Source organism: Burkholderia sp. HI2500, assembly GCF_002223055.1.
Classification (GTDB): domain Bacteria; phylum Pseudomonadota; class Gammaproteobacteria; order Burkholderiales; family Burkholderiaceae; genus Burkholderia.
On sequence record NZ_NKFL01000005.1, the window covers coordinates 324,148 to 349,376 of the forward strand.

General features: G+C 68.6%; 26 protein-coding genes. 13 read left to right on the forward strand and 13 right to left on the reverse strand.

What is annotated here, in order from left to right:
* On the forward strand, positions 1-747 hold the full coding sequence (locus CFB45_RS14350; RefSeq protein ID WP_011352976.1) for a GntR family transcriptional regulator: 747 nt from the start codon (positions 1-3) through the stop codon (positions 745-747).
* A 21-nt stretch (positions 748-768) separates the two neighbouring features.
* On the opposite strand, the gene CFB45_RS14355 is transcribed toward CFB45_RS14350, so the two are convergent.
* Both CFB45_RS14355 and CFB45_RS14365 read right to left on the reverse strand, forming a co-directional pair.
* The gene (locus CFB45_RS14355; protein WP_089426161.1) at positions 769-2,160 is read right to left on the reverse strand and encodes a CoA transferase; all 1,392 of its coding nucleotides are present in this window, start codon (positions 2,158-2,160) and stop codon (positions 769-771) included.
* 459 nt (positions 2,161-2,619) lie between these two features.
* Entirely contained in the window at positions 2,620-2,943 is a 324-nt protein-coding gene (locus tag CFB45_RS14365; protein ID WP_089426163.1) for a DUF2917 domain-containing protein, read from the reverse strand.
* A gap of 220 nt (positions 2,944-3,163) precedes the next feature.
* Here CFB45_RS14365 and mdtD point away from each other — a divergent pair, with 220 nt between their 5' ends.
* Together mdtD and CFB45_RS14375 are read left to right on the forward strand one after the other, a co-directional pair.
* Positions 3,164-4,600 carry a multidrug transporter subunit MdtD gene (gene mdtD, locus CFB45_RS14370; protein WP_089426164.1) on the forward strand — a complete coding sequence of 479 codons (1,437 nt, stop codon included), beginning with the start codon at positions 3,164-3,166 and terminating at the stop codon, positions 4,598-4,600.
* Positions 4,601-4,792: 192 nt separating this feature from the next.
* Positions 4,793-6,067, forward strand: coding sequence for an EAL domain-containing protein (locus CFB45_RS14375; protein ID WP_089426165.1), 1,275 nt, complete (start codon positions 4,793-4,795; stop codon positions 6,065-6,067).
* A 22-nt stretch (positions 6,068-6,089) separates the two neighbouring features.
* Here the strand turns inward: CFB45_RS14375 and CFB45_RS14380 are convergent, their stop codons facing one another.
* From CFB45_RS14380 to CFB45_RS14390, 3 genes are all read right to left on the reverse strand, one after another.
* Entirely contained in the window at positions 6,090-6,695 is a 606-nt protein-coding gene (locus CFB45_RS14380) for a methyltransferase domain-containing protein (RefSeq protein ID WP_089426166.1), read from the reverse strand.
* A 101-nt stretch (positions 6,696-6,796) separates the two neighbouring features.
* Positions 6,797-7,843, reverse strand: a complete 1,047-nt coding sequence (locus CFB45_RS14385; RefSeq protein ID WP_089426167.1) for a 2-dehydropantoate 2-reductase — start codon at positions 7,841-7,843, stop codon at positions 6,797-6,799.
* A complete protein-coding gene (locus tag CFB45_RS14390) occupies positions 7,836-8,360 on the reverse strand; it encodes an Mpo1 family 2-hydroxy fatty acid dioxygenase (protein WP_089426168.1) in 525 nt (174 codons plus the stop codon). The genes CFB45_RS14385 and CFB45_RS14390 overlap by 8 nt, the downstream gene beginning before the upstream one ends.
* A gap of 81 nt (positions 8,361-8,441) precedes the next feature.
* On the opposite strand from CFB45_RS14390, the gene CFB45_RS14395 reads away from it, so the two are divergent.
* The gene (locus tag CFB45_RS14395; RefSeq protein ID WP_089426642.1) at positions 8,442-9,149 is read left to right on the forward strand and encodes a Crp/Fnr family transcriptional regulator; all 708 of its coding nucleotides are present in this window, start codon (positions 8,442-8,444) and stop codon (positions 9,147-9,149) included.
* A gap of 86 nt (positions 9,150-9,235) precedes the next feature.
* Positions 9,236-10,447 (forward strand): chromate efflux transporter, encoded by a 1,212-nt coding sequence (chrA, locus tag CFB45_RS14400; RefSeq protein WP_089426169.1) that lies wholly within the window; start codon positions 9,236-9,238, stop codon positions 10,445-10,447.
* Positions 10,448-10,553: 106 nt separating this feature from the next.
* Here chrA and sodB read toward each other — a convergent pair whose 3' ends face one another.
* The gene (gene sodB / locus CFB45_RS14405; protein WP_011352986.1) at positions 10,554-11,132 is read right to left on the reverse strand and encodes a superoxide dismutase [Fe]; all 579 of its coding nucleotides are present in this window, start codon (positions 11,130-11,132) and stop codon (positions 10,554-10,556) included.
* A 227-nt stretch (positions 11,133-11,359) separates the two neighbouring features.
* The gene (gene xseA / locus CFB45_RS14410) at positions 11,360-12,742 is read right to left on the reverse strand and encodes an exodeoxyribonuclease VII large subunit (RefSeq protein WP_046544571.1); all 1,383 of its coding nucleotides are present in this window, start codon (positions 12,740-12,742) and stop codon (positions 11,360-11,362) included.
* A 450-nt stretch (positions 12,743-13,192) separates the two neighbouring features.
* Between xseA and lpxK the strand changes: the two genes are divergently transcribed.
* The 5 genes from lpxK (at position 13,193) to CFB45_RS14435 (ending at position 17,216) form a co-directional block, all read left to right on the forward strand.
* Positions 13,193-14,221 carry a tetraacyldisaccharide 4'-kinase gene (lpxK, locus tag CFB45_RS14415; RefSeq protein WP_089426170.1) on the forward strand — a complete coding sequence of 343 codons (1,029 nt, stop codon included), beginning with the start codon at positions 13,193-13,195 and terminating at the stop codon, positions 14,219-14,221.
* On the forward strand, positions 14,202-14,396 hold the full coding sequence (locus tag CFB45_RS14420; RefSeq protein WP_010090898.1) for a Trm112 family protein: 195 nt from the start codon (positions 14,202-14,204) through the stop codon (positions 14,394-14,396). The genes lpxK and CFB45_RS14420 overlap by 20 nt, the downstream gene beginning before the upstream one ends.
* Before the next feature lie 110 nt (positions 14,397-14,506).
* Positions 14,507-15,292: a 3-deoxy-manno-octulosonate cytidylyltransferase gene (gene kdsB, locus CFB45_RS14425; RefSeq protein ID WP_089426171.1), complete on the forward strand. Its 786-nt coding sequence runs from the start codon at positions 14,507-14,509 to the stop codon at positions 15,290-15,292.
* Positions 15,293-15,500: 208 nt separating this feature from the next.
* Positions 15,501-16,163: an adenylate kinase gene (adk, locus tag CFB45_RS14430; protein WP_011352990.1), complete on the forward strand. Its 663-nt coding sequence runs from the start codon at positions 15,501-15,503 to the stop codon at positions 16,161-16,163.
* 294 nt (positions 16,164-16,457) lie between these two features.
* On the forward strand, positions 16,458-17,216 hold the full coding sequence (locus tag CFB45_RS14435) for an SDR family NAD(P)-dependent oxidoreductase (RefSeq protein ID WP_089426172.1): 759 nt from the start codon (positions 16,458-16,460) through the stop codon (positions 17,214-17,216).
* A gap of 63 nt (positions 17,217-17,279) precedes the next feature.
* Here the strand turns inward: CFB45_RS14435 and CFB45_RS14440 are convergent, their stop codons facing one another.
* Both CFB45_RS14440 and murJ read right to left on the reverse strand, forming a co-directional pair.
* Positions 17,280-18,122 carry a SirB1 family protein gene (locus CFB45_RS14440; RefSeq protein ID WP_089426643.1) on the reverse strand — a complete coding sequence of 281 codons (843 nt, stop codon included), beginning with the start codon at positions 18,120-18,122 and terminating at the stop codon, positions 17,280-17,282.
* 8 nt (positions 18,123-18,130) lie between these two features.
* Entirely contained in the window at positions 18,131-19,681 is a 1,551-nt protein-coding gene (gene murJ, locus CFB45_RS14445; RefSeq protein WP_046544567.1) for a murein biosynthesis integral membrane protein MurJ, read from the reverse strand.
* 304 nt (positions 19,682-19,985) lie between these two features.
* Here murJ and rpsT point away from each other — a divergent pair, with 304 nt between their 5' ends.
* Positions 19,986-20,258: a 30S ribosomal protein S20 gene (rpsT, locus tag CFB45_RS14450; RefSeq protein ID WP_039368270.1), complete on the forward strand. Its 273-nt coding sequence runs from the start codon at positions 19,986-19,988 to the stop codon at positions 20,256-20,258.
* A 156-nt stretch (positions 20,259-20,414) separates the two neighbouring features.
* Here the strand turns inward: rpsT and CFB45_RS14455 are convergent, their stop codons facing one another.
* A complete protein-coding gene (locus CFB45_RS14455; protein ID WP_089426173.1) occupies positions 20,415-20,735 on the reverse strand; it encodes a DUF3579 domain-containing protein in 321 nt (106 codons plus the stop codon).
* Between the two features lie 413 nt (positions 20,736-21,148).
* On the opposite strand from CFB45_RS14455, the gene argF reads away from it, so the two are divergent.
* Positions 21,149-22,078, forward strand: a complete 930-nt coding sequence (gene argF, locus CFB45_RS14465) for an ornithine carbamoyltransferase (RefSeq protein WP_089426174.1) — start codon at positions 21,149-21,151, stop codon at positions 22,076-22,078.
* 91 nt (positions 22,079-22,169) lie between these two features.
* Here the strand turns inward: argF and murB are convergent, their stop codons facing one another.
* Positions 22,170-23,219, reverse strand: a complete 1,050-nt coding sequence (murB, locus tag CFB45_RS14470; RefSeq protein WP_089426175.1) for a UDP-N-acetylmuramate dehydrogenase — start codon at positions 23,217-23,219, stop codon at positions 22,170-22,172.
* Between the two features lie 137 nt (positions 23,220-23,356).
* On the opposite strand from murB, the gene CFB45_RS14475 reads away from it, so the two are divergent.
* Positions 23,357-23,842 (forward strand): YajQ family cyclic di-GMP-binding protein, encoded by a 486-nt coding sequence (locus tag CFB45_RS14475; protein WP_039368282.1) that lies wholly within the window; start codon positions 23,357-23,359, stop codon positions 23,840-23,842.
* 79 nt (positions 23,843-23,921) lie between these two features.
* Here CFB45_RS14475 and plsY read toward each other — a convergent pair whose 3' ends face one another.
* Both plsY and ybaK read right to left on the reverse strand, forming a co-directional pair.
* Positions 23,922-24,560, reverse strand: coding sequence for a glycerol-3-phosphate 1-O-acyltransferase PlsY (gene plsY, locus CFB45_RS14480; RefSeq protein ID WP_089426176.1), 639 nt, complete (start codon positions 24,558-24,560; stop codon positions 23,922-23,924).
* Between the two features lie 108 nt (positions 24,561-24,668).
* On the reverse strand, positions 24,669-25,160 hold the full coding sequence (gene ybaK / locus CFB45_RS14485; protein ID WP_011353000.1) for a Cys-tRNA(Pro) deacylase: 492 nt from the start codon (positions 25,158-25,160) through the stop codon (positions 24,669-24,671).
* Between the last annotated feature and the right edge of the window lie 69 nt (positions 25,161-25,229).

The window sequence follows — 25,229 nt, forward strand, 5'->3', positions numbered from 1 at the left end:
ATGAAGGCATCCACGGACGACCGCTGGCAGGACCTGCGCCCCGACCCCGACAACGACACGCCGCTCTACCTGCAGCTCGCCCGCAAGCTCGGCGATGCGATCCACGACAACCGCTGGACGGCCGGCGAGGCATTGCCCTCCGAGCGCGTGCTGTCCGATGCGCTCGGCGTCTCGCGCATCACCGCGCGCAAGGCGATCGCGCTGCTCGTCGAGCAAGGCCTGATTCGCCGCACGCAGGGCGCCGGCAATTTCATCCAGCCGCGCTACGAAGATCCGCTGTCGCGGCTGTCGAGCTTCAGCGAAATGCTCGAACGGCGCGGCTTCAAGCCGAGCTCGCAATGGCTCGCGCGCGAGATCCAGCCGGCGAACCGCGACGAAGTGATCCAGCTCGGGCTGTCGCCGGCCGCATCGGTCACGCGCCTGAAGCGCCTGCGACTCGCCGACGGCATCGTGATGGCCGTCGAGAATTCGACGTTCCCCGCGACGCTGATCCCCGATCCGCAGGCGATCGGCGGCTCGCTGTACAGCTATCTCGAAGCGCGCGGCACGCCGATCGTGCGCGCGCTGCAGCATTTCCGCGCGGTCAACGCGACCGACGAGATCGCCGAGCAGATGGGCATCGCGCCGCACGACGCGCTGCTGCTGATCACGCGGATCGGCTATACGTCGGACCAGCGCGCGATCGAACTGACCGACACCTACTGCCGCAACGACTACTACGACTTCGTCGTCGAGCTGCGCAAGTAACGCCCGCCGTGCCGCCGGCGCTCACAGCCAGCGCGCCTCATCGGTGCCGAGCGGCACGGGCGGGCGCGCAAGCGACGGCGGGGTCGCCGACAACCGCTCTGCCGGCCGCACCGCGTCGAGCGTGCCGAACGGCGACGCGATGCGCTCGATCCGGTCGCGCACGTCGGTATGCGCGAGATCGGGTGCCTGCAAGCCGTCCGGCACGATGCCGAACGACTGCAGCCAGCGTCCCGTCTGCGCGAGCGACAGCCGCACGTGCCAGCTTCCCCCTTCGCGCGCCCGGCGCGCGAGCGCGATCATCGCGCCGAACGCCGCGAGATAACCCGTTGCGTGATCGAGCGCCTGGCACGGCAGGTGGCGCGGCGCGTCCGCATGCGCGGCCTGCTGCTCCTGCCACGCGATCCCGCTCGCCGACTGCACGAGGCTGTCGAAGCCGCGCCGCTGCGCCCACGGCCCCGCATGCCCGTACGCAGATATCGACACGTACACGATGCCTGGGCGCCGCATCGCCAGTGCGTGCGGCGCGAAGCCGCGCGCCGCGAGCGCGCCCGGCCGGTACGACTGCAGGAACACATCCGCGTCGTGTGCGAGCGCGTGCAGCGTATCGATGCCCGCCGCATCGCGCAAGTCGATCCACGTCGAACGCTTGCCGCGCCCGTTGTCGATCACGAGCGGCGCGATGTTCGGCAGGTGCGGACCGTTGACGAGCAGCGTCTGCGCGCCGTGCGACGCCAGCGTGCGGCCCGCGACCGGCCCCGCAATGATGCGCGTGAGATCGAGCACACGCACACCCGTGAGCGGCTGGGCGGCTTCGCCTCGACCGATCGGCTCGACCGGTGCATCGCCGATCCGCTCGATCTCGAACAGCGGCAGCGACGCGATCGCGCGCGCCTGCTCGAGTGACGCCCACTCGTCAGGTGTTCTGATCAATGCGGCACACAGCCCGGCGTCGGCCAGCGCGGTATCGAGTGTCGCACCGTCCCACGTGCGGATCGCCGCGGCGACATCGTCCCGCTGCGCGCCGCAGCCAAGCACGTCGAGAATGCCGCTCAGGTGATGCGGGAAGTTCGCGTGCAACTGGATCCAGCGTCTGTCGCCCGTCTCGAAGAAGCCCGTCACCGGATGACGCAACTCCGGCGGCGGACCATCGTCCACGCGCAGGTAGCGTTCGCTGCGGAATGCGACGAGCGCGTCGCGCACCGACACGTCGACGGATTGCGCAACACCCGTGCGAAGCCGGTGGCATTCGGCCGCCGCGAGCCCGGCTGCCGCGATCGTCGCCGCGGCCAGCGTGCCGACCCGGAAGGTCGACGGCAGCGTCGGGTCCTGCCCTGTTACGGTCGCACGGGCCAGCGCGCCGGGGTCGCCGTGTGCGAGCCGCCACAGATGCGCCAAAGCAAGTTCGGGGGTCATGGCCGAATGGGCGGTGAGAAAGACAACATCGAGTCTAGGATCGGCGGCAACCGCGAGCAATCCTGATTGCATGAATCCGCACATCACGCACGGTCGTATCCCCTGCGTTCCGGCAGAAACGGCCGACCTCACCCCTTCCAGTGCGCAAGAAACCTGCCGGTATCCTCGATACCGGTGTGAACCCCTGCACGTGTGAACCGCGACCTGCTGCGCTCACTACCGGATCGCGCAACAGGGTACCGCTAGCCTCACGCGAATCGAGCGCGGCTGCCCGCACGCTGCCGTGCCGACGCGAAACGCTCCCGCGCGAGCGTCGAACGTTCGCTCGACCGGGACGTACCGGAGCCGGACTCGCAGATCACGCAGATCACGCAGATCGCCGCATGACCACACGGCCGGCTGGATCACGCATGCGTTCGAACAATGCACAGACGGAGCGCTGATCCCGCCCCGGGCGCGCTACGTCGGCAACGACGCGGGCGCGTGACGCCGGCCGTCGCGCCACGCGACGAGCGGCCTCCACCACGCCTGCGCGGCGCGCCTCGCCGGCACCTCGAGCGGACCGAACGCAAACGTCGCACCCAGCGACCCCGCGCTGACCCATACGCGCATGCCGCGCGTCAGCATCAACGAATCCCCGGCACCAAGCCAGTGATCGTCGGGCAAGCCCTCGATCGTCACCCAGATCTCGCCGTCGGCCACCTCCAGCGAGGTGCGATCGACGATCCGCCAGCGACCGGCCGGCTCGTCGCCATCGATCACATAAAGTCGCAGTTCGCGCATGGCAGCCTCCTGGTCGCACGGATCCGATGGCATCAGTATTTCGGACAGTGGCAGCACGCGGACAGATACGGATGCAGACACTTTTGGCTGAACTGTACTGGTCGATCGACGGAGACGGGGCACCCGCCGGCCGGGACTGCGCGCCGTCCTTGCGCCGAACCGGCACGACGCGACGGCTTTCCCTACAATGTCGGCTGTCCCGCGCCCCCCTTCCGCCCCCATGTTCCAGCGCCCGCCTGCCGCCGCTCCCGGCGAAAAGAACCTCACCGTGATGCTCTGGCTCGTCGCAACGGGCTTCTTCATGCAGACGCTCGATGCGACCATCGTGAACACGGCGCTGCCGTCGATGGCCGCGAGCCTCGGCGAATCGCCGCTGCGGATGCAGTCGGTCGTGATCGCGTACTCGCTGACGATGGCGGTAATGATCCCGGTCTCGGGCTGGCTCGCCGATACCTTCGGCACGCGGCGTGTGTTCTTCAGCGCGATCCTGGTGTTCTCGCTCGGCTCGCTGCTGTGCGCGAATGCGCATTCGCTCACGCAACTTGTCGCGTTCCGCGTCGTGCAGGGGGTCGGCGGCGCGATGCTGCTGCCGGTCGGACGGCTCGCGGTGCTGCGTACCTTTCCGGCCGAGCGCTACCTGGCCGCGCTGTCGTTCGTCGCGATTCCCGGCCTGATCGGTCCGCTGATCGGGCCGACGCTCGGCGGCTGGCTCGTGAAGATCGCGTCGTGGCACTGGATCTTCCTGATCAACGTGCCGGTCGGCGTCGCGGGCTGCATCGCGACCTTCTATTCGATGCCCGATTCGTGCAACCCGGCCGTCGGCCGCTTCGACCTGAAGGGCTATCTGCTGCTGACGATCGGCATGGTCGCGATCTCGCTGTCGCTCGACGGGCTCGCCGATCTCGGGATGCAGCACGCGGCCGTGCTCGTGCTGCTGATCCTGAGCCTCGCGTGCTTCGTCGCGTACGGGCTGTATGCGGTGCGCGCGCCGCAACCGATCTTCTCGCTCGAGCTGTTCCGGATCCATACGTTCAGCGTCGGGCTGCTCGGCAACCTGTTCGCGCGGATCGGCAGCGGCGCGATGCCGTACCTGATCCCGCTGCTGCTGCAGGTGAGCCTCGGCTACTCGGCGTTCGAGGCCGGGCTGATGATGCTGCCGGTGGCCGCCGCCGGGATGTTCTCGAAGCGGATCATCACGGGCCTGATCACGCGGCACGGCTATCGCAAGGTGCTGCTCGCGAACACGATCATGGTCGGCGTGATGATGGCGAGCTTCGCGCTGATGCGCGACACGGTGCCCGTCTGGGTGAAGGTCGTGCATCTCGCGCTGTTCGGCGGCTTCAACTCGATGCAGTTCACCGCGATGAACACGCTGACGCTGAAGGATCTCGGCACGGGCGGCGCGAGCAGCGGCAACAGCCTGTTCTCGCTCGTGCAGATGCTGTCGATGAGCCTCGGCGTCACGGTCGCGGGCGCGCTGCTCGCGACGTTCACGGGCATGCTGCGCACCGTGACGCCGAGCAACACGCTGCCGGCGTTCCATGCGACGTTCGTCTGCGTCGGGATCATCACGGCGGCTTCCGCGTGGATCTTCGCGCAGCTCGCGCCCGAGATCCGCAGCACCGCGCGCAAGACCGACCCGTCCGAGCGCGCGTGATGCGTGGCGCGCGCCGAACCGGGTCGGCGCGCACCATCACGGTGCAGCGCGGCCCCGCGATGCACATCCGAAACACCGGCAATGCCCCGCGGGGCTCGGCCGCGACGCGCCGCCGCACGGGGTACGATGCCGTGCACGCTTCTTGCTCGCCTATTCTCTAGGTAAACTGGCAGTCTTCCTTCGGCCGACATCATGAGCATGATCGAAATCGATCCCCCCGGCTTTCAGCCGCCCCGCCCCATCGCCGGCGACGACGGGAACCGGCGCACCGTGCTGTACGGCGGCTACACCGTGTTCAGCGTGTTCCAGCCCGTTTTCTCGGTGTCGCACCGCCGCGCGATCGGCTATCACGCGTCGCTGCGTGCGCACGACGAGGAAAGCCGCCAGGTGGCGTCGCACGAGGTGTTCACGCAGGCGGCGCGGCGCGGCGACCTGCTCGAGCTCGGCCGGCTCGCCGAATCGCTGCATCTCGGCAACTTCCACGCATTCGACAGCCATGACGAATGGCTCTTCCTGAGCCTGCATCCGGCCGCGCTGATGGACACCGTCTACAGCGACGCGCTGCTCGCGAACCTGAAGGCGCTCGGGCTGCCGCCGCATCGCGTCGTGCTCGAGGTGCCCGAACAGGCGGGCGGTGAGACGCCGCGCTATGCGGCGATCGTCGACGGGCTGCGCAAGGCCGGCTTCCTGATCGCGCTCGTCGGGTTCGGCGCGAAGCATTCGAACATCGACCGCGTGTGGCACCTGCATCCCGACATCGTCACGCTCGACCGCGGCATCCTCGCGCAGGCGAGCGAGCACTCACATCTCGAACGCGTGCTGCCGGGGCTCGTGTCGCTGCTGCACGAATCCGGGCAGCTTGTGCTGATGGGCGGGCTCGCGACCGAGCGCGACGCGCTGATCGCACTGGAGTGCGACGTCGATTTCGTGCAGGGCCAGTACTTCGCGGGGCCGAGCGTCGAACCGGTGCAGCCGCAGGCCGCCGCGGGCTGCATGGATACGCTGTCGGCCGCGTTGCGGCTGCGCGTCGCGAAACGCGAGCGCACGCAGGCGGAACGGCTCGCGCCGTACGTCGCGGCGCTCGAGGAAGCGAGCCAGAAGCTCGTCGCGGGAGAATCGCTGACCGACGCGGCCGCAGCCGTACTCGGGCTGCCCGAGACCGCACGCTGCTTCCTGCTCGACGCATCGGGGCGCCAGATCGGCGACAACGTGCTCGCGCGCGGCAGCGTCTCGCAGCGCGCGAAGCGCTTCCGGCCGCTGCTGCATTCGGAAGGGGCGAGCTGGGAACGCCGTCCGTACTTCATCGATGCGATGCGCGCGCCGGGCCGTGTGCACCTGACGGCACCCTACCTGTCGATCAACGAGGCGCACCTGTGCGTGACGGCGTCGATCGCCGCGCCGGTCGCGACCGGCATGCAGGTGCTCTGCGTCGACATCAACTGGGAAGCGGCACTCAACCGCGAATGAACGCGCCGCCGCGCCGCCCCACTTATGCGGCGGCGGCAGCCTTGCGTACGATCAGCCGGTGCACGCGCTTGCCGGACGAGGCGCTGACGACCTCGTGCTCGTCGATCACTTGCGTGCCGGCGCCCAGCGCCGAGCGCATCCGCGCCGAATCGAGCGGCGTGTAGAGGCGGCCGCGCTCGTCACGCAACGCGCCATTTCCAGCCACCCGCCAGCTCATGTACAACGTGCCGCCCGGCATCAGCAGCTCGGCCAGTCGCGCGGCGGCAGCGGCCGCCTCCGCCTGTTCGAGATGCATGACGACCGTTTCGCACAGCACGTTGCGAAACGCGCCGGACGGCACGCCGGCCAGCGCCGGCAGCGCGGCCAGCTCGAAGGTGAGATCCGGATGGCGGCGCCGCGCCTCGTCGAGCAGCGCGGCGCTCGCGTCGTAGCCGCGCACGTCGAAGCCGCGCGACGCAAGCCAGGCCGTATCGCGCCCGGCCCCGCAGCCGACGTCCGCGGTCGGCCCCGGCGAAAAATGCTGCTCCAGCAACGCGTACATGTCGTCGGGCGCAGCCTGGTCGAGCCAGTCCTGCGCGTATTGCGCGGCGTGGGCGTCGTAGGCATCGAGAGTCGGGCGATCCACCATGGTGACGGCTCCGCATAGGCGTCGCATGACGCACTCCGCATCTTAGCCGTTGCACACTCCGTGCGGCATCGCGCACGCCCATGCGGCGAGCCGTGCAGCCCCTACGCAGCCCGCACCTCGCCCGCGCGCGGCGCCTGCGCGGTCAGCTCGGCCCACAGCGCATCGCCGCGCCAGGCCGGGCGTGCCGCCGCGCGTTCCGCGTCGTGCACGAGCGCGCACAGTCGCGCATTGACGGGCGCCTGCCCGCCGAAGTGCGCGGCCAGCCGCACGACCTCGCCGTTGATCCACTCGACTTCCGTCGCCCGCCCCGCAGCAAGATCGTCGGACATCGACGAACGCGCGAGCGGGTCGATCGCGAGCATCCGGCCGCCCAGCGCGCGAAACGCCGGATCGGGCAAGTCGAGCACGGCCGGGAGCCACCCGGCCGGCAACGGCGTCAGCCGCGCGGGCCGGATCGCGGCCCGCGCCAGCCAGTGCAGCGCTTCGCGCTGCGCAAGCGCGACGCAGCGCCGGTACGCACGTTGCGCGAGTTCGTCGCGCAGCGGCAGGTTCGCGAGCGCGTTGACCGCGTTGTTCAGGTTGAGCAGCAGCTTCGCCCATTGCACGGCCCGCATGTCGCGATGCAGCGCGAGCGGCAGCCCGGCACGCGCGAATGCGCCGGCGAACGGCGTCAGCGCGGGGGAGGTTTCGGCCGCCAGCGCGCCGGCCGATCCCTGATGAAACGCACCGGGCGCGCGCTCGATCACGTTGAACGGCACCAGGCCGGCCAGTACGGTGGCTTGCGGTAGCGCTTCGCGCAGCACGTCGGCGTTGTGCAGGCCATTCTGGAAACTGACCACGACCGTGCCGGGCCGCAGCACGCCGGCAAGCTGCGCCGCGGCCTCACGCGTCGCGGCCGATTTCACCGCCACGAGCACGAGCCGCGCGGTGGCCGCAGCCGCAGGATCGGACTCGAACACGACGTCGGCCGGCGCGAGCGTCGCACGGTAGCCACGCTGGTCGGTCAGCGTCAACCCGTGCCGATGGATCGCGTCACCGATCCGCGCGCGGCCGACGAGCGTCACATTCGCGCCGGCCGCCGCAAGCCGTCCACCGAGATAGCAGCCGACCGCGCCCGCGCCGAACATGCAGACCGCGGCGTCAGACATGCGAATGCGCGCCGCCGTGCACGGGGCCGGCCCGACGCTCGACTTCGCGGCGCACGTCGCCGCGCAGCCCCGCGAAGAACGCGACCTCGGCGACGACGAACAGCGGCCCGACCATCAGGCCGACCAGATCGTCGACGAACGCGGGTTTGCGCCCCTCGAACCAGTGCCCGACGAACTGCACGATCCAGCCGACGACGAACGCGCCGATGCCGATCGCGAGCCATTGCGCGGTCGGCAGCAACGCGAGCGCCTGCGCGGCCCACAGGCCGAGCGCGAACAGCGCGGTCATCACGATCCCGAACCGCAGGTCGAGACGCAGGTAGAACAGCGCGAACGCGACGGCCAGCAGCAGCGCCGGCGACAGCGCAATGCCGGCCAGCACCCCGAGCACCGGCCGCGACAGCAGCACCTCGACCGCGAACACGATCATCGGAATGCCGACCAGATGCGTCGCGATGTTGCGCGCGTCGCGGTGGTACGCCGCATACTGGGCAAGATGGTCTTCGAGTGTCTTCATCGCGTCTCCTGGTCCATGGTTGAGCGCTATGATGCGCGTCACGCCCGAGAACCTCTGTCAGCTACCCGACATCGCGTGCCCATACCCTCTTCGCTCGCCCCGTACCTGCCGCAGATCGAAGCGAACCCGTGGTTCGCCGCGCTGCCGCCCGCGTTGCGCGCGGATCTGCTCGCCCGCGCGGCGCTGCGCCGGCTGCCTGCCGGCCAGGCGCTGTTCCGGCGCGGCGACCCGCCGTGCGGGCTGTACGCGGTACTGGCCGGTTCACTCACGATAGGTGCGGTCGACCCGCAGGGCAAGGAAGCGCTGCTGACGGTGGCCGAGCCCGTCACCTGGTTCGGCGAAATCGCGCTGTTCGACGGCCAGCCGCGCACGCACGACGCGATCGCGCTCGACGACGCGCTGCTGCTGCACGTCCCGCAGGCCGCGCTGCTCGCGATCCTCGATGCGACGCCGCAATACTGGCGGCAATTCGCGCTGCTGATGGCGCAGAAACTGCGCCTGAGCTTCCTGACCGTCGAATCGATGAGCGTGATGCCGGCCGCGCAGCGGCTCGCCGCCCGGCTGCTGATGATCGCCGACGGCTACGGCGGGATCAGCGCCGGCCGCACCCGCATCCGGCTGTCGCAGGAAAAGCTCGCGGCGATGCTGTCGCTGACGCGGCAGACCACCAACCAGTTGCTGAAGGCGCTGCAGGCCGACGGCGTCGTGCGGTTGCACGTCGGCGAGATCGAGCTCGTCGACGTCGATGCGCTGCGGCGCGCGAGCGGGTTGCCCGACGGCATGCGCTGAGGTTCCGCACCACCGCCACGCGGCCTCCCCGCCGTCACCGCGTTGCGCTATCGTGGCGGCTCGTCCGTTCATCCGCCCGCCTCGCCTTGAGCACGTCGACCGCCTCCGCTCCGTCCCGCCATCCGTGGCCTGTGTTCATCGCGTTCCTGCGGCTCGGCCTCACGTCGTTCGGCGGCCCGGTCGCGCATCTCGGCTACTTCCGCACCGAATTCGTCACGCGGCGCGGCTGGCTCACCGAGCGCACATACGCGGATCTCGTCGGGCTATGCCAGTTCCTGCCCGGGCCCGCAAGCAGCCAGGTCGGGATGGCGATCGGCCTCGCGCGCGCCGGCTACGCGGGCATGCTCGCCGCGTGGCTCGGCTTCACGCTGCCGTCGGCGCTGCTGATGATGCTGTTCGCGCTCGGCGTGCATGCAACGGGCGAGCCGATCGAAGCCGGCGCACTGCACGGGCTGCGCATCGTGTCGGTCGCCGTGATCGCGCAAGCCGTATGGGGCATGGCGCGCACGCTGTGCCCGGATGCGCGCCGCGTCACGCTGATGGCCGCGGCCGCCTGCGTTGCGCTGCTCGCACCGGCCGCGTGGACCCAGGTCGCGGTGATCGTCGCGGCCGGGTTGGCCGGCCTCGTGTTGCTGCCGCAGCCGCCACGTGGCGCGCACGATCCGTTGCCGCTGCACGTGTCGCCTCGCGCGGGCGTGCTGTGGCTCGCGCTGTTCGCGGCGCTCCTCGTCGTCCTGCCGTTCGCTGCCCACGCGCTGCGCTCCGATACGCTTGCCGTCGTCGATGCGTTCTTCCGCACGGGCGCGCTCGTGTTCGGCGGCGGTCACGTGGTGCTGCCGCTGCTGCAGGCGGCCGTGGTCGCGCCCGGCTGGGTCGGCGATGCGGCGTTCCTGGCCGGATATGGCGTCGCGCAGGCCGTGCCGGGGCCGCTGTTCACGTTCTCGGCGTTCCTCGGCGCGTCGCTGCGCACTGCGCCGAACGGCTGGCTCGGCGGCACGATCGCGCTGGTGTCGATCTTCGCGCCGTCGTTCCTGCTGGTGGCCGGCACCGCGCCGTTCTGGGAACGCCTGCGCCGCAGCACGTGGATGCAGGCCGCGCTCGCCGGCGTGAACGCGGCCGTCGTCGGGCTGCTGCTCGCCGCGCTCTATCACCCGGTCTGGACCGACACGATCGTGGCGCCGCGCGATCTGGCCGCCGCGCTCGTCGCGTTCGTCGCGCTGGTGTTCTGGCGCGTGCCGCCGTGGGCCGTCGTGATCGCGAGCGCCGCGCTCGGCTGGGGGCTCGGCCTCCCGGCCTGACCAGGTGCGCGCGACACGTTTCACCGCGTCAAAAACAAAAAAGCCCTCGTTTCGAGGGCTTTTTTGCTGGGTGCCGCGCGCCGCAGCGGCGCGCAGGCGCCGGACCTTACGCGAAGTTCTTCGCTGCGAAGTCCCAATTCACGATGTTCCAGAACGCTTCGACGAACTTCGGACGTGCGTTGCGGTAGTCGATGTAGTACGCGTGTTCCCACACGTCGATCGTCAGCAGTGCCTTGTCGGCGGTCGTCAGCGGCGTTGCTGCGTTGCTCGTCGACACGATGTCGAGCGAACCGTCAGCCTTCTTCACGAGCCATGCCCAGCCCGAGCCGAACGTGCCGACTGCAGCCTTCGTGAACGCTTCCTTGAATGCGTCGTACGAACCCCACTTCGCGTTGATCGCGTCGCCCAGCGCGCCCGTCGGTGCGCCGCCGCCGTTCGGCGACAGGCTGTTCCAGAAGAACGTGTGGTTCCAGATTTGCGCGGCGTTGTTGAAGATGCCGCCCGACGACTTCTTCACGATCTCTTCCAGCGACAGGTTTTCGAATTCCGTGCCCGGGATCAGATTGTTCAGGTTCGTCACATAAGCCTGATGGTGCTTGCCGTAGTGGTACTGGATCGTCTCGAGCGAGATGGTCGGCGCGAGTGCGTCTTCAGCGTACGGGAGCGGCGGGAGCGTATGAGCCATGGCGATTCCTTCGTTGAGTATGTAGGGAGGCTGTGTTGGATGCTGCCGAGCGTCCGATTGTAGGCGAGGACGAATAACCCCGCAAACTCACGGGCCATTTATCCGCGGTATGCGGAAAAGCGATGTTTGCGCAACGTCCGGCAGGACGAACCCGACGATGAGCAGCATCCGTTCCCGTGCACGATGCGTCCGTTGCGACAACCTTCGCTTCGCTTGCACCCGTTACGTCAGATCGTATCGGTCAGCCGCGGCTGCACGTCGGCGATCGACACGTCGGCCGAGCCTTCCGCGAGATGCACGGTCAGGCGGCGCTGCGGCTTCAGCGCGTTCGGCGTGCGCACCGCGCGGCCCGTCTGCGCATCGATCAGCGCCGCATAGCCGCGCTCGAGCGTGCGCTGCGGGCTCAGCACCTCGAGCCGTGCCGCACAGGCTGACACGCGAGCCGTGTCGCGTTCGTGACGGCGCTGCAAGGCCAGCGCAAGACGCTGCGACAGTCCCGCGAGCGCCTGGCGCGCCTGCGACGGATCAGGCCGTGCGCGCTGCCAGCGCAGCTGCGCGAGCGCGAACCGTGCACGCGCGTCGCGCACCGGCCGCGACGCCGCCGACGCCAGCCGCACCGCGAGCTGCTCGACGTGCGTGCGCTGCCGCTGCAGCCGCTCGGCCGGGCTCACCAGCCGGCGCGCGAGCCAGTCGAGCTGCTGCGCGCGCTGTTCGAGCCGGCGTTCCATGCCGCGCGCGAGCGCCCGCTGGCGCTCGCCGACCTCGCGCAGCAGCAGCGCGCGCTGCGGGCTCGCCAGCTCGGCCGCGCCGGTCGGCGTCGGCGCACGTACGTCGGCCGCGAAGTCCGCGATCGTGAAATCGGTTTCGTGCCCGACGCCGCTGACGACCGGCAGTTCGCTCGCCGCGATCGCACGCGCCAGCGCCTCGTCGTTGAACGACCACAGATCCTCGATCGAGCCGCCGCCGCGACAGACCAGCAGCACGTCGACCTCGCGGCGCGCATTCGCGGTCTCGACGGCCGCGACGAGCTTTTCGGCGGAACCCGCACCCTGCACGGGCGCCGGATAGACGATCACCGGAATGTGCGGCGCACGGCGGGCGAGCGTGGTCAGCACGTCGCGCAGCGCCGCCGCCTGCAGCGACGTGACGATGCCGATCGCGCGCGGATGGGCCGGCAGCGGCCGCTTGCGTTCGGGCGCGAACAGTCCCTCGCTCTCGAGCTGCGCCTTCAGCCGCAGGAACGCCTCGTACAGGCGCCCCTGCCCGGTGCGCCGCACGGCCTCGACGTTGAGCTGCACTTCGCCGCGCGGCTCGTACATCGTGACGACCGCGCGCACCTCGATCCGGTCACCTTCGCGCGGCGTGAACTCCGCGTACTGCGCGCGGCCGCGGAACATCACGCAGCGCATCTGCGCCTGCTGGTCCTTGATCGAGAAATACCAGTGGCCGCTCGCGGCGCGCGTGAAATTCGACACTTCGCCCGAAATCCACAGCAGCGGAAACGAGCGCTCGAGCATCGTCGAAATCGCGCGATTGAGCGCCGAAACGGGAATCACTTCGTCGCCGCCGCGGGTCGCGCCCGGTGCGGCAAATGGGGAGTCGGAAGGCATGGACGGTCGAATGAATGCTGGCGGCGACACGATAGTCCGACACGCACGCGACGTCCAGCGCCGGGCGCATGTACCGTGACGTTCGGAAGGTGTCCACACTTTGGCAATCATCGGCCTAAAACACGTGAAAACCGCGGAAAAATCCAGACAATTCTCTCTAACACATTGATTTTTATATATTTTTAAATCTTTCTGAATGATTCTCATCCGATTCGAAGCCCACCCGGCGGGCGTTTGACGCCATCGAGGAGGGAGTTCTTCACAGAGTTATCCACAAGCCGCCGCGATCCGGCCCCGCGAGCTGCGGCCGCCGGTCGCGCTTGCCGCGCCCGCCCGCGGCGCGCTAGAGTGCCGCCTTCCGCAGACCCCGCGGCATGCGCCGCCCAACGGAGAATCCGCCTTGACGAATCCGTCCCACGCCGCGGCGCACGACCTGCCGCGCCCGGCCCGATGAGCGCGCCCGACGGCCCGCTCGCCCGGCTCGAAGCCCGCCTGACGCGCGAATGGCAGCGCCGCGGCGCGCTCGCGTGGGCGCTCACGCCGTTCGCGTGCGTGTTCGGCCTGTGCGCGGCGCTGCGGCGCACCGCCTACGCGCAAGGCTGGAAGAAGCCGGTCGACGTCGGCGTGCCCGTCGTCGTGGTCGGCAACGTGACCGTCGGCGGCACCGGCAAGACGCCGACCGTGATCGCACTCGTCGACGCGTTGCGCGCGGCCGGCTTCACGCCCGGCATCGTATCGCGCGGCTACGGTGCGAACGTGAAGGCGCCGACCGCCGTCACACCCGCGTCGCGCGCCGGCGCGGGCGGCGACGAACCGCTCCTGATCGCACGCCGCACCGGTGCGCCCGTCTGGGTCTGCCCGGATCGCGTCGCGGCCGCGCAGGCGCTGCGCGCCGCGCATCCGGACGTCGACGTGATCGTCAGCGACGATGGCCTGCAGCACTACCGCCTCGCGCGCACGGTCGAGCTCGTCGTGTTCGACCACCGGCTCGGCGGCAACGGCTTCCTGCTGCCGGCCGGGCCGTTGCGCGAGCCGCTGTCGCGGCACCGCGACGCCACGCTCGTCAACGATCCGTACAGCGGCGCGCTGCCGCCGTGGCCCGACACCTATTCGCTCGCGCTCACGCCGGGCGCCGCGTGGCACCTCGACCAGCCCGCGCTGCGCCGCCCGCTGTCGCAATTCGCGAACGAGCGCGTGCTCGCCGCGGCCGGCATCGGCGCGCCGGAACGCTTCTTCGCGACGCTGCGCGCGGCCGGTCTCGCGCCCGCGACGCGCGCGCTGCCCGACCACTACGCGTTCACCGACAATCCGTTCGTCGACGACGCCGTCGATGCGATCCTGATCACCGAGAAGGATGCAGTAAAATTGGGCGCTTCCTGGCGCGACGCCCGACTGTGGGTTGTCCCCGTCGAAGCCGCGCTCGACCCTCGCCTCATTGCCCTCGTTGTGGAGAAACTCCGTGGACGCTCGCCTGCTTGAAATCCTTGTGTGCCCTATCTGCAAAGGCCCGCTCCACTATGACCGTGCCGCGCAGGAGCTGATCTGCAACGCGGACAAGCTCGCCTACCCGATCCGCGACGGCATCCCCGTGATGCTGGTCGACGAGGCGCGCCAGACCGTCGAAGGCACGCCGGTCGACCCGGCCGGCCGCTAAGCCGCCCGACCCGCCCCTCGTAGCGGCCCGTCCGCGGCGAGGGCGCCGAACCCGCCGGGCGGCCCGCACCCGACGCGCTGCCCGCTCCGTTCTTCTCACCGTCCTCCCCGATGACTCAACCCTTCATCGCCGTCATTCCCGCCCGGCTCGCGTCGACGCGGCTCCCGAACAAGCCGCTCGCCGATCTCGGCGGCAAGCCGATGGTCGTGCGCGTCGCCGAACGCGCGCGCGAAGCGGGCGCGCAGCAGGTGCTGGTCGCGTCCGACGCGCAGAGCGTGCTCGATGCGGCCCGCGATCACGGTTTCGAAGCGGTGCTGACGCGCGCCGACCATCCGTCCGGCACCGACCGGCTCGCGGAAGTCGCGGCGACGTTCGGGTGGAGCGACGACACCGTCGTCGTCAACGTGCAGGGTGACGAGCCGCTGATCGACCCGGTGCTCGTGCGCGACGTAGCGTCGCACCTCGCCGCGCATCCGGCCTGCGCGATTGCGACGGCAGCCCACCCGATCCACGACGCGGCCGACGTGTTCAACCCGAACGTGGTGAAGGTCGCGCTCGACGCGCAGAGCGTCGCGCTGTACTTCTCGCGCGCGCCGATTCCGTGGAGCCGGGACGCGTACCAGCCGCACTGGCCCGACGTCGCGGCCATGCCAGCACCGGCCTTCCCGGTCTACCGGCACATCGGCCTCTATGCGTATCGCGCGCGTTTCCTGCGCACCTATCCGACGCTCGCGCAGGCGCCGATCGAACAGGCCGAGCAGCTCGAGCAGCTGCGCGCGCTCTGGCACGGCGAGCGCATCGCAGTGCTGATCACCGCGTCCGCACCGGAAGCCGGCATCGACACACCGGCCGATCTCGCACGCGTGCAGGCCCTTTTTCAGCCGTCATCAAAATAACCCGTGGCATAATCAGGCGATTGTGCGAGCCGTCCGCGACCAGCGCGTCCTCGCTTGACCCCGCCCGCGGCCCTGCCGGCAGCCGCGCGTCGCCCAACCCGACGCGCCGCATCAGACCGGTCCGCCACGCGCCAGGCAAGCCCCGCGCACACCGTCGCCGGCGCTTTTTTCGTCTCGCCACACGAATCTACATACTGGAGATATCACCATGCGTTTGATCCTGTTGGGCGCGCCCGGCGCGGGAAAGGGCACCCAGGCAAACTTCATCAAGGAAAAATTCGGCATCCCGCAAATCTCGACGGGCGACATGCTGCGCGCGGCCGTGAAGGCCGGCACGCCGCTCGGCGTCGAGGCGAAGGGCTACATGGACGCGGGCAAGCTCGTGCCGGACGCGCTGATCATCGGCCTCGTCAAGGAGCGCCTGAAGGAATCCGACTGCGCGAACGGCTATCTGTTCGACGGTTTCCCGCGCACGATCGCGCAGGCTGACGCGATGAAGGAAGCCGGCGTCGCGATCGACTACGTGCTCGAGATCGACGTGCCGTTCTCGGAAATCATCGAGCGCATGAGCGGCCGCCGCACGCACCCGGCATCGGGCCGCACGTACCACGTCAAGTTCAACCCGCCGAAGGTGGAAGGCCATGACGACGTGACGGGCGAGCCGCTGATCCAGCGTGACGACGACAAGGAAGAAACCGTCAAGAAGCGTCTCGAAGTGTACGAAGCGCAGACCAAGCCGCTGATCACGTACTACGGCGACTGGGCGCAGCGCGGCGAGGAAAACGGCCTGAAGGCACCGCAGTACCGCAAGATCTCGGGCCTCGGCAGCGTCGAGGAAATCCGCGAGCGCGCGTTTGGCGCACTGAAGTAAGCAGCGCATCGCGCACCCGCAAGCCGCCCTTTCCGGGCGGCTTTTTTTTGCCCGGCCGGAATTGGCACGACCGTTCTGGTCCCGCAGTCGCGCGAGCGTGCCCCGTACAATCGGTCGGGTGCGGGCGCTCGCGTGACCCGGGCGCCGGCATTTCAACCCATCGCGCGGCATTGAACCAGGCAACCGCTTGGCGCGGAACCGCAACCCGCGCCGAAGCGCCGATAGCGGTGACCACATTGGACGGCCGCGCCCTGAGCGCTGAAGCGCCACGGGCGCTCAACAACGGAGACAGTCATGGAAATTCGCGGCAACGTGTTTCTGATCACGGGCGGCGCATCGGGCCTCGGCGCCGGCACCGCGCGGATGCTCGCGCAGGCAGGCGGCACGGTCGTGCTCGCCGACCTAAACGACGCGGCGGGCACCGCGCTCGCGACCGAACTGGGCGGCCGCTTCGTGCACTGCGACGTGTCGAGCGAAGCCGACGCCCAGGCCGCCGTCAGCGCGGCGACGCAAGCCGGCACGCTGCGCGGCCTCGTGAACTGCGCGGGCATCGCGCCCGCCGCGAAGACCGTCGGCAAGGACGGCGCGCATCCGCTCGACGTGTTCGCGAAGACGATCAACGTGAACCTCATCGGCACGTTCAACATGATCCGGCTCGCGGCCGCCGCGATGGCGGCCACCGCGCCGACCGCGGACGGCGAGCGCGGCGTGATCGTCAGCACCGCGTCGGTCGCCGCGTTCGACGGGCAGATCGGCCAGGCCGCGTACGCGGCGTCGAAAGCCGGCGTCGCGGGCATGACGCTGCCGATCGCGCGCGACCTGTCGCGCAGCGGCATCCGCGTGATGACGATCGCGCCCGGCCTGTTCGAGACGCCGATGCTGCTCGGCATGCCGCAGGACGTGCAGGACGCGCTCGGCGCGATGGTGCCGTTCCCGCCGCGGCTCGGCAAACCGGCCGAATACGCGCTGCTGGTGCGCCAGATCGTCGAGAATCCGATGCTCAACGGCGAAGTGATCCGCCTCGACGGTGCGATCCGGATGCAGCCGAAATAGGCACAAAAAACGCCCGCGATGCGGGCGTCCTTTCATTCAGGGTGCCAGCAGCGTGGCAGCGGCTCAGTCCTCGCCGTCGCGCTGCATCCGCTGCCGCAATTCGGTCACCTGCGACTCGACGACGGTGGCGTCGTCCGCGTCCGGCCGCTCGCCGAGATACAGTTCGAGATCCTCGAGCGCGGGCCGCAGGTAATCGAGCCGCGCATACGCGAACCCGCGGTCGCGGACTTCGTCGAGGTGCTCGGGCAGCAGGATCACGAGCCGCTGCTGCACCGCGAGCAGCCGCTGCCAGCGTTCCGTCTGAAGATAGATCGTCTTCAGGTTGCGCAGCATCCGCGCGATGATCTCGCGGCTCGTCGCCGGCTGCAGCAGCGCGCGCAACGCGCTGTCGACCGCGCCGGCCGCCCGCGCGACGTACGGCTCGAGCATCTCGACCATCTCGGCTTCGGACAGCGAATGGCCGTTGGCCGGATCGATGATCAGGTCGCCGTCCGGCAGCGTGACGCGCAGCAGGAAGTGGCCGGGGAACGACACGCCGCGCGCCGGCACGCCGATCTGCTCGGCGAGCTCCAGGTACAGCACCGACAGCGAGATCGGGATCCCGCGCCGCCGCTTCAGCACGGCGTTCAGGTGGCTGTTATCGGGGTCGTAGTAGTCGTTGTGATTGCACGCGAAGCCGAGCTCGCGGAAGAAGAAATCGTTCAGCGCGGCGACGCGGCCCTTCAGGTCCGCATCGTCCGTGAGCCGCCGGCGCAACCGCGCCGCCAGCATGTCGAGTTCGGCCAGCGTGCCCTGCAGGTCGAGGTCGGGATACGCGTCCTGCGCCAGCGACAGCGCCGCTTCCGTGACGGGCAGACTGTCGTCGTCTGCCACGAGCGTGCTGAAGTAGTCGAGGACGCGGGTCATTGCGGTCGTCACTTGGCGCGCCTTCTGAAATAAGCGTATTTGAAGCCCATCACCCACAACATACCGAAATATAGTGCAGCGAACAGCACGAGGCACGCGGCCATCAGCGCGATGCGATCGAGCGGCTGCGTACGCATCCCGGTCCAGTCGAAGCTGATCGACAGCCAGTGCATCAGGCCGGCGAGCACGAGCGCCGCGCCGATCAGCTGCACGAAGAAGCGCAGCCAGCCCGGCGACGGCTGGTAGATGCCGCGCTTGCGCAGCCCGATGAACAGCAGCAGCGAGTTCAGGCACGCACCGACGCCGATGCTCAGCGTCAGGCCCGCGTGGCCGATCAGCGGCACGAACACGTAGTTCGAGATCTGCGTGACGATCAGCACGCCGATCGCGATCTTCACGGGCGTCTTGATGTCCTGCTTCGCATAGAAGCCCGGCGCGAGGATCTTGATCAGGATGATGCCGACGAGGCCGATCCCGTAAGTCGCCAGCGCGCGCGCGACCATCGTGACGGTGTGCGCGTCGAACTTGCCGTAGTTGAACAGGGTCGCGGTGAGCGGTGTCGCGAAGAAGAACAGCGCGAGCGCGCTCGGCGCCGCGAGCAGGAACGTGACGCGCAGGCCCCAGTCGAGCAGCGCCGAATACTCGTGCGAATCGGCATCGACGTGCGCCTTCGACAGGCTCGGCAGCAGGATCGTGCCGAGCGCGACGCCGAGCAGCGCCGTCGGGAATTCCATCAGGCGGTCGGCGTAGTTGATCCACGACACGGCGCCCTGCCCGAGCCGCGACGCGATGTTGGTGTTGATGATCAGCGACAGTTGCGCGACCGACACCGCGAACGTCGCGGGCACCATCTTCGCGAGCACGCGCTTCACGCCCGGGTGGCGCAGCGCGCGCAGCGGGTTGAGGCCGATCAGCGGCACCATGTCGATCTTCTTCAGGCCCGGCAACTGCACGAGGAACTGCAGCACGCCGCCGACGATGACGGCCCATGCGAGCGCGAACACCGGCACCTTCAGGTGCGGCGCGACGAACACCGCCGCGGCGATGAACGCGACGTTGAGCAGCACCGGCGCGAACGCGGGCAGCGAGAAGCTCTTGTACGTGTTCAGCACGCCGGAGGCGAGCGTCGTCAACGAGATGAACACGATGTACGGGAACATGATCTGCGTCATCGTGACCGCGAGCGGGAACGCCTGCCCGTCGGTGTGCAGGCCGGACGCGACGGCGAACACGACCCACGATGCGCCGGCGATCCCGACCACCGACAGCACGGCAAGCGCCCACGCGAGCACGGTCGACATCGCGTCGACGAGCGCTTTCGTCGCGTCATGCCCCTGCTGGTTCTTGAACTCGGCGAGGATCGGCACGAACGCCTGCGAGAACGCGCCTTCGGCAGACAGGCGGCGCAGCAGGTTCGGGATACGGAAGGCGACGTAGAACGCGTCGGTGTATTGACTGGCGCCGAACGCACGGGCGATCAGCGTCTCGCGGGCCAGTCCGGTCACGCGCGACAGCAGCGTGAAGCCGCTGACCGTCAGCAGGGCTCGGAATAGATTCATGGGGCGCTTATTATACGGACGTTGCGTGGCCCGGCCAGCGGCCGATGCCGAAAAGCGCGCACGCGTTCGGCGCCGTCCTCGGCGGGTGTCACGTTGAACTTGCCACGCGCTTGATTTCGTTGCTATAATCGCCGGTTTCTAGGCTCGTACATGCACGGCAACTGCCGTTTTCATGTCCCTGCCTCGGTTAAAATCACCGTTTTTTATGCGCCCCTGGGCAATCGCTCTCAGGGGACGGATCGAAAAGCAGCGCTTGGCCGTCTAGGCTCCAAGCTCTGGAAACAGGACAGGATAAGGAACCGTCATGGCTAACTCCGCACAAGCACGCAAGCGCGCCCGCCAGGCCGCGAAGGCAAATTCGCACAACTCGGCGCTGCGCTCGAAATTCCGTACCGCGATCAAGGCTGTTCGCAAGGCTGTCGACGCCGGCGATCAAGCAAAGGCTGCAGAGCTGTTCAAGTCTGCCGTCAAGACGATCGACACGATCGCCGACAAGAAGATCGTTCACAAGAACAAGGCCGCTCGCAGCAAGAGCCGCCTGGCCGCAGCCGTCAAGGGTCTGCAGGCAGCAGCGTAAATCCGGTGCGCCCGCTCACGCGGGCGTTCCTGTTTCCTGCGATCGCAAAAAAGCCCGCCTAGGCGGGCTTTTTGTCGCCTGTCGCCAGCGCATGCTGCTGGCCGGTGACAGTTGCCACGAGGGCGGGCGCGGCAAGCGCCCTAGCCCGCGCCGGCATCACTTCTTCGCGTCGTAGTCCGGCAGTTCGCACGCCTCGGTCACGACGAGGTTGTTGTCCTTCGCGAAATTCAGCACGAAATCGAACGCCATCGGCTCGACGTCGCGCAGCCGGGAATCGAGGATCACGCATTTCAGGTCGCCGAGCATCGTCGGACGCACGTAGAGCGAATACTGGAGACGCGCGTTCCGCCCGCTCGCCCCCGGCCCGAAGCAGGCCATCACACCGGCCAGACGTTCCGACCAGTCGCTCGGGCGAAACTTTTTCCCGTCTTTCGTGATGCCCTGGATGAAGAATTCGGTCGGAGGGGTTTCAGCCATGTGGTTACCCAAGTGACGGCCCGGCGATGTCCAGGCAACGGCGCCTGGATACGCGAACACAAAGCTGAAACGGACGGCGGCACAAGCATTCCGATATCCCGAAAACGGGACGTCGGTGCGCGCCACCGGCGGACTGCACCGGATTTGTGCAGCGCACGGCTTGTGTCCGGCAGAGCGCGAAGAGGCTTGCCTGCCGGGCTGGAGAAAACTTTTGAATTATACCGCAGCGCGCCATCGCGCGCCGTCCCGCCACCCCTTCTCCTACGTCGCTTGCCGCGCGCGGCGATCGTGCCCCGCTTCTCTCCGCGGCTCGTCAAAGCACAGAAAATCCTTTATGCTGCTTTGAGTTATCCACACCCGACGGCGGCGCCGTCCGGCCTTGCTGCCGGGTGCAACCCGCCGTATTTCGCTTCATGACCACCAAAACCATTCGTCACTACCTGCAGTTCAAGGATTTCTCGCTGGAAGACTACGAGTACGTGCTCGAACGCACGGGTATCCTGAAGCGCAAGTTCAAGAACTACGAGACCTATCACCCGCTGCACGACCGCACGCTCGCGATGATCTTCGAGAAGAGCTCGACTCGCACGCGCCTGTCGTTCGAAGCCGGGATCTTCCAGCTCGGAGGCCACGCCGTCTTCATGAGCACGCGCGACACGCAGCTCGGCCGCGGCGAACCCGTCGAGGATTCCGCGCAGGTCATCTCGCGAATGGTCGACATCATCATGATCCGCACGTTCGAGCAGGACGTCATCAAGCGCTTCGCGGACAATTCCCGCGTGCCGGTGATCAACGGCCTGACGAACGAGTACCACCCGTGCCAGGTGCTCGCCGACATCTTCACGTATTACGAGCACCGCGGCCCGATCGCCGGCAAGACCGTCGCGTGGGTCGGCGATGCGAACAACATGCTCTACACGTGGATCGAAGCCGCGCAGATCCTCGGCTTCAAGCTGCGCCTGTCCACGCCGCCCGGCTACGCGCTCGACATGAAGCTCGTGTCGCCCGACAGCGCGCCGTTCTACGAGGTGTTCGACGATCCGAACGAAGCATGCAAGGGCGCCGACCTCGTCACTACCGACGTGTGGACGAGCATGGGCTTCGAGGCCGAGAACGAGGCCCGCAAGCAGGCGTTCGCCGACTGGTGCGTCGACGAGGAAATGATGGGGCACGCGAACCCGGACGCCCTCTTCATGCACTGCCTGCCCGCGCACCGCGGCGAGGAAGTGACGGCCGGCGTGATCGACGGCCCGCAGAGCGTCGTGTGGGACGAAGCGGAAAACCGCCTGCACGTGCAGAAGGCGCTGATGGAATTCCTGCTGCTCGGCCGCCTCAAGCACTGACGCGCCGGCAACCCGCCAGCTCATGAAAAAAGCGCCGATCGACGATCGGCGCTTTTTGTTTGGGCGCGGGAAAAGCGGTGCTGAACCCGCGTTACAGGCAGACCGGTTCGGGCTCGAGTTCGACGCCGAAACGGGCGCGCACGTCGGCCTGGATCGCCTGCGCCAGCGCGAGCACGTCGGCCCCCGTCGCGCCGCCGCGATTGACGAGCACGAGCGCCTGTCGGTCGTGCACGGCCGCCGCGCCCAGCGCGCGCCCCTTCCAGCCGCAGCGGTCGATCAGCCAGCCGGCCGCGAGCTTGACCTGCCCGTCCGGCTGCGGATACGACACGACTTCCGGCGCGCGGGCGCGCAGCGCATCGAACTGCGCGGCATCGATCACCGGATTCTTGAAGAAACTGCCCGCGTTGCCGAGGACGAGCGGATCGGGCAGCTTCGCGCGGCGGATCGCGACGACCGCGTCGAACACGTCGCGCGCCGTGGCCGCATCGGGTGCAATGCCTCGGGCGTCGAGTTCGCGCGTGACGTCCGCGTAGCCGAGCCGCGGCGCCCACTGCTTCGGCAACCGGAACGTCACCGACACGATCGCGAACCGGCCGCGCCCTTCCCGCTTGAAGAAGCTGTCGCGATAGCCGAACGCGCAGCGCGCGGCGTCGAAACGCTCGCTGCGCCCCGTCGCCAGCTCGACCGCGACCAGCGAGTCGAAATACGCCTTCATCTCGAGGCCATATGCGCCGATGTTCTGGATCGGCGCGGCGCCGACCGTGCCCGGAATCAGCGCAAGGTTCTCGAGGCCCGCCATCCCGTGCTCGAGCGTCCACGCGACGAATGCGTGCCAGTTCTCGCCGCCGCCGGCCTCGACGTACCACGCGTCGTCGTCCTCGCGTACGACGCGGCGGCCCGCGATCTCGTCGAGCAGCACGACGCCGTCGAAGTCGCGCGTGAACACGACGTTGCTGCCGCCGCCGAGCACGAGTTGCGGCAGGTTCGCGACGTGCGGGTCGCGATGGAGCGCCTCGAACTGCGACGCATGCGTGATGCGCGCGGCAAAGCGCGCGGTCGCGGCGATGCCGAACGTGTTGTGCGCGGCGAGCGGATAGTCGGGAAGCAGCGACAGGGCGGAATCGTCAGAAGGCATCGGCATTCGCGGTCACGTCCGCCCGGGCGGCGCATGGCCGGCCTTGGGCAAACGGAGGGGCATCGGTAAAATGGCAAACAGTCCGCAATTATAGCGAGTGCCCGCGCGCGAGCCGGGTGCCCGCATCTCAAGGGAGGAATGCCATGCCATCGTTCGACGTCGTTTCCGAAGCGAACATGATCGAAGTGAAGAACGCCATCGAGCAGTCGAACAAGGAGATTTCGACGCGCTTCGACTTCAAGGGCTCCGACGCGCGCGTCGAGCAGAAGGAACGCGAGCTGACGCTGTTCGCCGATGACGATTTCAAGCTCGGCCAGGTCAAGGACGTGCTGATCGGCAAGCTGGCCAAGCGCAACGTCGACGTGCGCTTCCTCGACTACGGCAAGGTCGAGAAGATCGGCGGCGACAAGGTCAAGCAGATCGTCACCGTGAAGAAAGGCGTGACCGGCGATCTCGCGAAGAAGATCGTGCGCCTCGTGAAGGACAGCAAGATCAAGGTGCAGGCGAGCATCCAGGGCGACGCCGTGCGCGTGAACGGCACCAAGCGCGACGACCTGCAGAGCGTGATCGCGATGCTGCGCAAGGACGTGACCGACACGCCGCTCGACTTCAACAACTTCCGCGACTGATCGCCGGGCGATCCGTCACGTCACCCCGCCGGGCCCCGCACACGCGGCGCGCCCGGCTGCGGCCAGGCGCCGCGCTTCCTCAGGCCTTCCCGCCGTCCTGCGCGCCGCCATCCGCGGCCGCCTTCTTCTTCTCGCCGATCCGGCTCTCCTGCCCCGCGAGCAGCTTCGCAATGTTGCCGCGGTGACGCCACACGAGCAGCACGCTCATCGCGAGCACGGCCCATGCGACCGGGTTGTGGCTCGTGCCGAACAGGAACACGTCGAACACCGGCGCGAACACGGCCGCCACCAGCGCCGCGAGCGACGAATAGCGGAAGAAGAACGCGACGATCAGCCAGGTCAGCGCGGTCGCGAGCCCGAGCACCGGGTGCACCGCGAGCAGCACGCCGGCCGCGGTCGCGACGCCCTTGCCGCCCTGGAAGCGGAAGAACACCGGATAGAGGTGGCCGAGGAACACGGCGATCGCGACCCATGCGACCGCGACGTCCGGCAGGCCGAAGCGCCGGGCGAGCCAGACGGCAATCCAGCCCTTGAATGCATCGCCGACGAGCGTCAGGATCGCGGCCTTCTTGTTGCCGCTGCGCAGCACGTTGGTCGCGCCGGGATTCTTCGACCCGTACGAACGCGGGTCGGCCAGGCCCATCGCGCCACTGACGACGACGGCGAATGACACCGAACCGATCAGGTAGGCAACGAGGGCGGCGAGCAGGATCTGCATGCGGAGGACTCTTCTTTCAACGTATCGGTAAAGGGACGGCTGCGCGCGGCACGCCGAAACGGCGCCCATTCTACCGAACGCGCGCCGCCTGCCACGAAGGTGAAACCCTCAGTCGACACTGGCGCACTGCACGGGCTGCGCGCCGAGCAGTGACGTAAGCACGGCCGGCGCGAGGCTGACGAGGTAGCCGCGACGCCCGCCGTTCAGGTAAATCGTCGGCAGCTCGAGGATGGTCGCCTCGACGTAGACGGGCATCGCCTTGCGCGTGCCGAACGGCGACGTGCCGCCGACGAGATAGCCCGAATGGCGGTTCGCGACCTCGGGCTTGCACGGCTCGACGCGCTTCGCGCCGATCTGCCGCGCGAGGTTCTTCGTCGACACCGTGCGGTCGCCGTGCATCAGCACGATCAGCGGCTTCGCGTGCTCGTCTTCCATCACGAGCGTCTTCACGACGCTGTGCTCGTCGACGCCGAGCTGGCGCGCCGATTCGCCGGTGCCGCCGTGCTCGACGTAGTCGTACGGATGCTCGCCGAACGCAACGCCGTGGCGGCGCAGCAACTGGGTCGCGGGGGTTTCGGACACATGCCTGGATTTGCTCATGGCGGCATTTTAAGGGTGAACGACCGGCGCGCGCGCGATCACGCCCGCGCGCCCGCACCGACGGTATAC

Bases quoted from the DNA above. Each gene is read 5' to 3' on its own strand.
- CFB45_RS14350 (WP_011352976.1), top strand. From the start codon at position 1: ATGAAGGCATCCACGGACGACCGCTGGCAGGACCTGCGCCCCGACCCC.
- CFB45_RS14355 (WP_089426161.1), bottom strand. From the start codon at position 2,160: ATGACCCCCGAACTTGCTTTGGCGCATCTGTGGCGGCTCGCACACGGC.
- CFB45_RS14365 (WP_089426163.1), bottom strand. From the start codon at position 2,943: ATGCGCGAACTGCGACTTTATGTGATCGATGGCGACGAGCCGGCCGGT.
- mdtD (WP_089426164.1), top strand. From the start codon at position 3,164: ATGTTCCAGCGCCCGCCTGCCGCCGCTCCCGGCGAAAAGAACCTCACC.
- CFB45_RS14375 (WP_089426165.1), top strand. From the start codon at position 4,793: ATGAGCATGATCGAAATCGATCCCCCCGGCTTTCAGCCGCCCCGCCCC.
- CFB45_RS14380 (WP_089426166.1), bottom strand. From the start codon at position 6,695: ATGGTGGATCGCCCGACTCTCGATGCCTACGACGCCCACGCCGCGCAA.
- CFB45_RS14385 (WP_089426167.1), bottom strand. From the start codon at position 7,843: ATGTCTGACGCCGCGGTCTGCATGTTCGGCGCGGGCGCGGTCGGCTGC.
- CFB45_RS14390 (WP_089426168.1), bottom strand. From the start codon at position 8,360: ATGAAGACACTCGAAGACCATCTTGCCCAGTATGCGGCGTACCACCGC.
- sodB (WP_011352986.1), bottom strand. From the start codon at position 11,132: ATGGCTCATACGCTCCCGCCGCTCCCGTACGCTGAAGACGCACTCGCG.
- xseA (WP_046544571.1), bottom strand. From the start codon at position 12,742: ATGCCTTCCGACTCCCCATTTGCCGCACCGGGCGCGACCCGCGGCGGC.
- lpxK (WP_089426170.1), top strand. From the start codon at position 13,193: ATGAGCGCGCCCGACGGCCCGCTCGCCCGGCTCGAAGCCCGCCTGACG.
- kdsB (WP_089426171.1), top strand. From the start codon at position 14,507: ATGACTCAACCCTTCATCGCCGTCATTCCCGCCCGGCTCGCGTCGACG.
- adk (WP_011352990.1), top strand. From the start codon at position 15,501: ATGCGTTTGATCCTGTTGGGCGCGCCCGGCGCGGGAAAGGGCACCCAG.
- CFB45_RS14435 (WP_089426172.1), top strand. From the start codon at position 16,458: ATGGAAATTCGCGGCAACGTGTTTCTGATCACGGGCGGCGCATCGGGC.
- CFB45_RS14440 (WP_089426643.1), bottom strand. From the start codon at position 18,122: ATGACCCGCGTCCTCGACTACTTCAGCACGCTCGTGGCAGACGACGAC.
- murJ (WP_046544567.1), bottom strand. From the start codon at position 19,681: ATGAATCTATTCCGAGCCCTGCTGACGGTCAGCGGCTTCACGCTGCTG.
- rpsT (WP_039368270.1), top strand. From the start codon at position 19,986: ATGGCTAACTCCGCACAAGCACGCAAGCGCGCCCGCCAGGCCGCGAAG.
- CFB45_RS14455 (WP_089426173.1), bottom strand. From the start codon at position 20,735: ATGGCTGAAACCCCTCCGACCGAATTCTTCATCCAGGGCATCACGAAA.
- argF (WP_089426174.1), top strand. From the start codon at position 21,149: ATGACCACCAAAACCATTCGTCACTACCTGCAGTTCAAGGATTTCTCG.
- murB (WP_089426175.1), bottom strand. From the start codon at position 23,219: ATGCCGATGCCTTCTGACGATTCCGCCCTGTCGCTGCTTCCCGACTAT.
- CFB45_RS14475 (WP_039368282.1), top strand. From the start codon at position 23,357: ATGCCATCGTTCGACGTCGTTTCCGAAGCGAACATGATCGAAGTGAAG.
- plsY (WP_089426176.1), bottom strand. From the start codon at position 24,560: ATGCAGATCCTGCTCGCCGCCCTCGTTGCCTACCTGATCGGTTCGGTG.
- ybaK (WP_011353000.1), bottom strand. From the start codon at position 25,160: ATGAGCAAATCCAGGCATGTGTCCGAAACCCCCGCGACCCAGTTGCTG.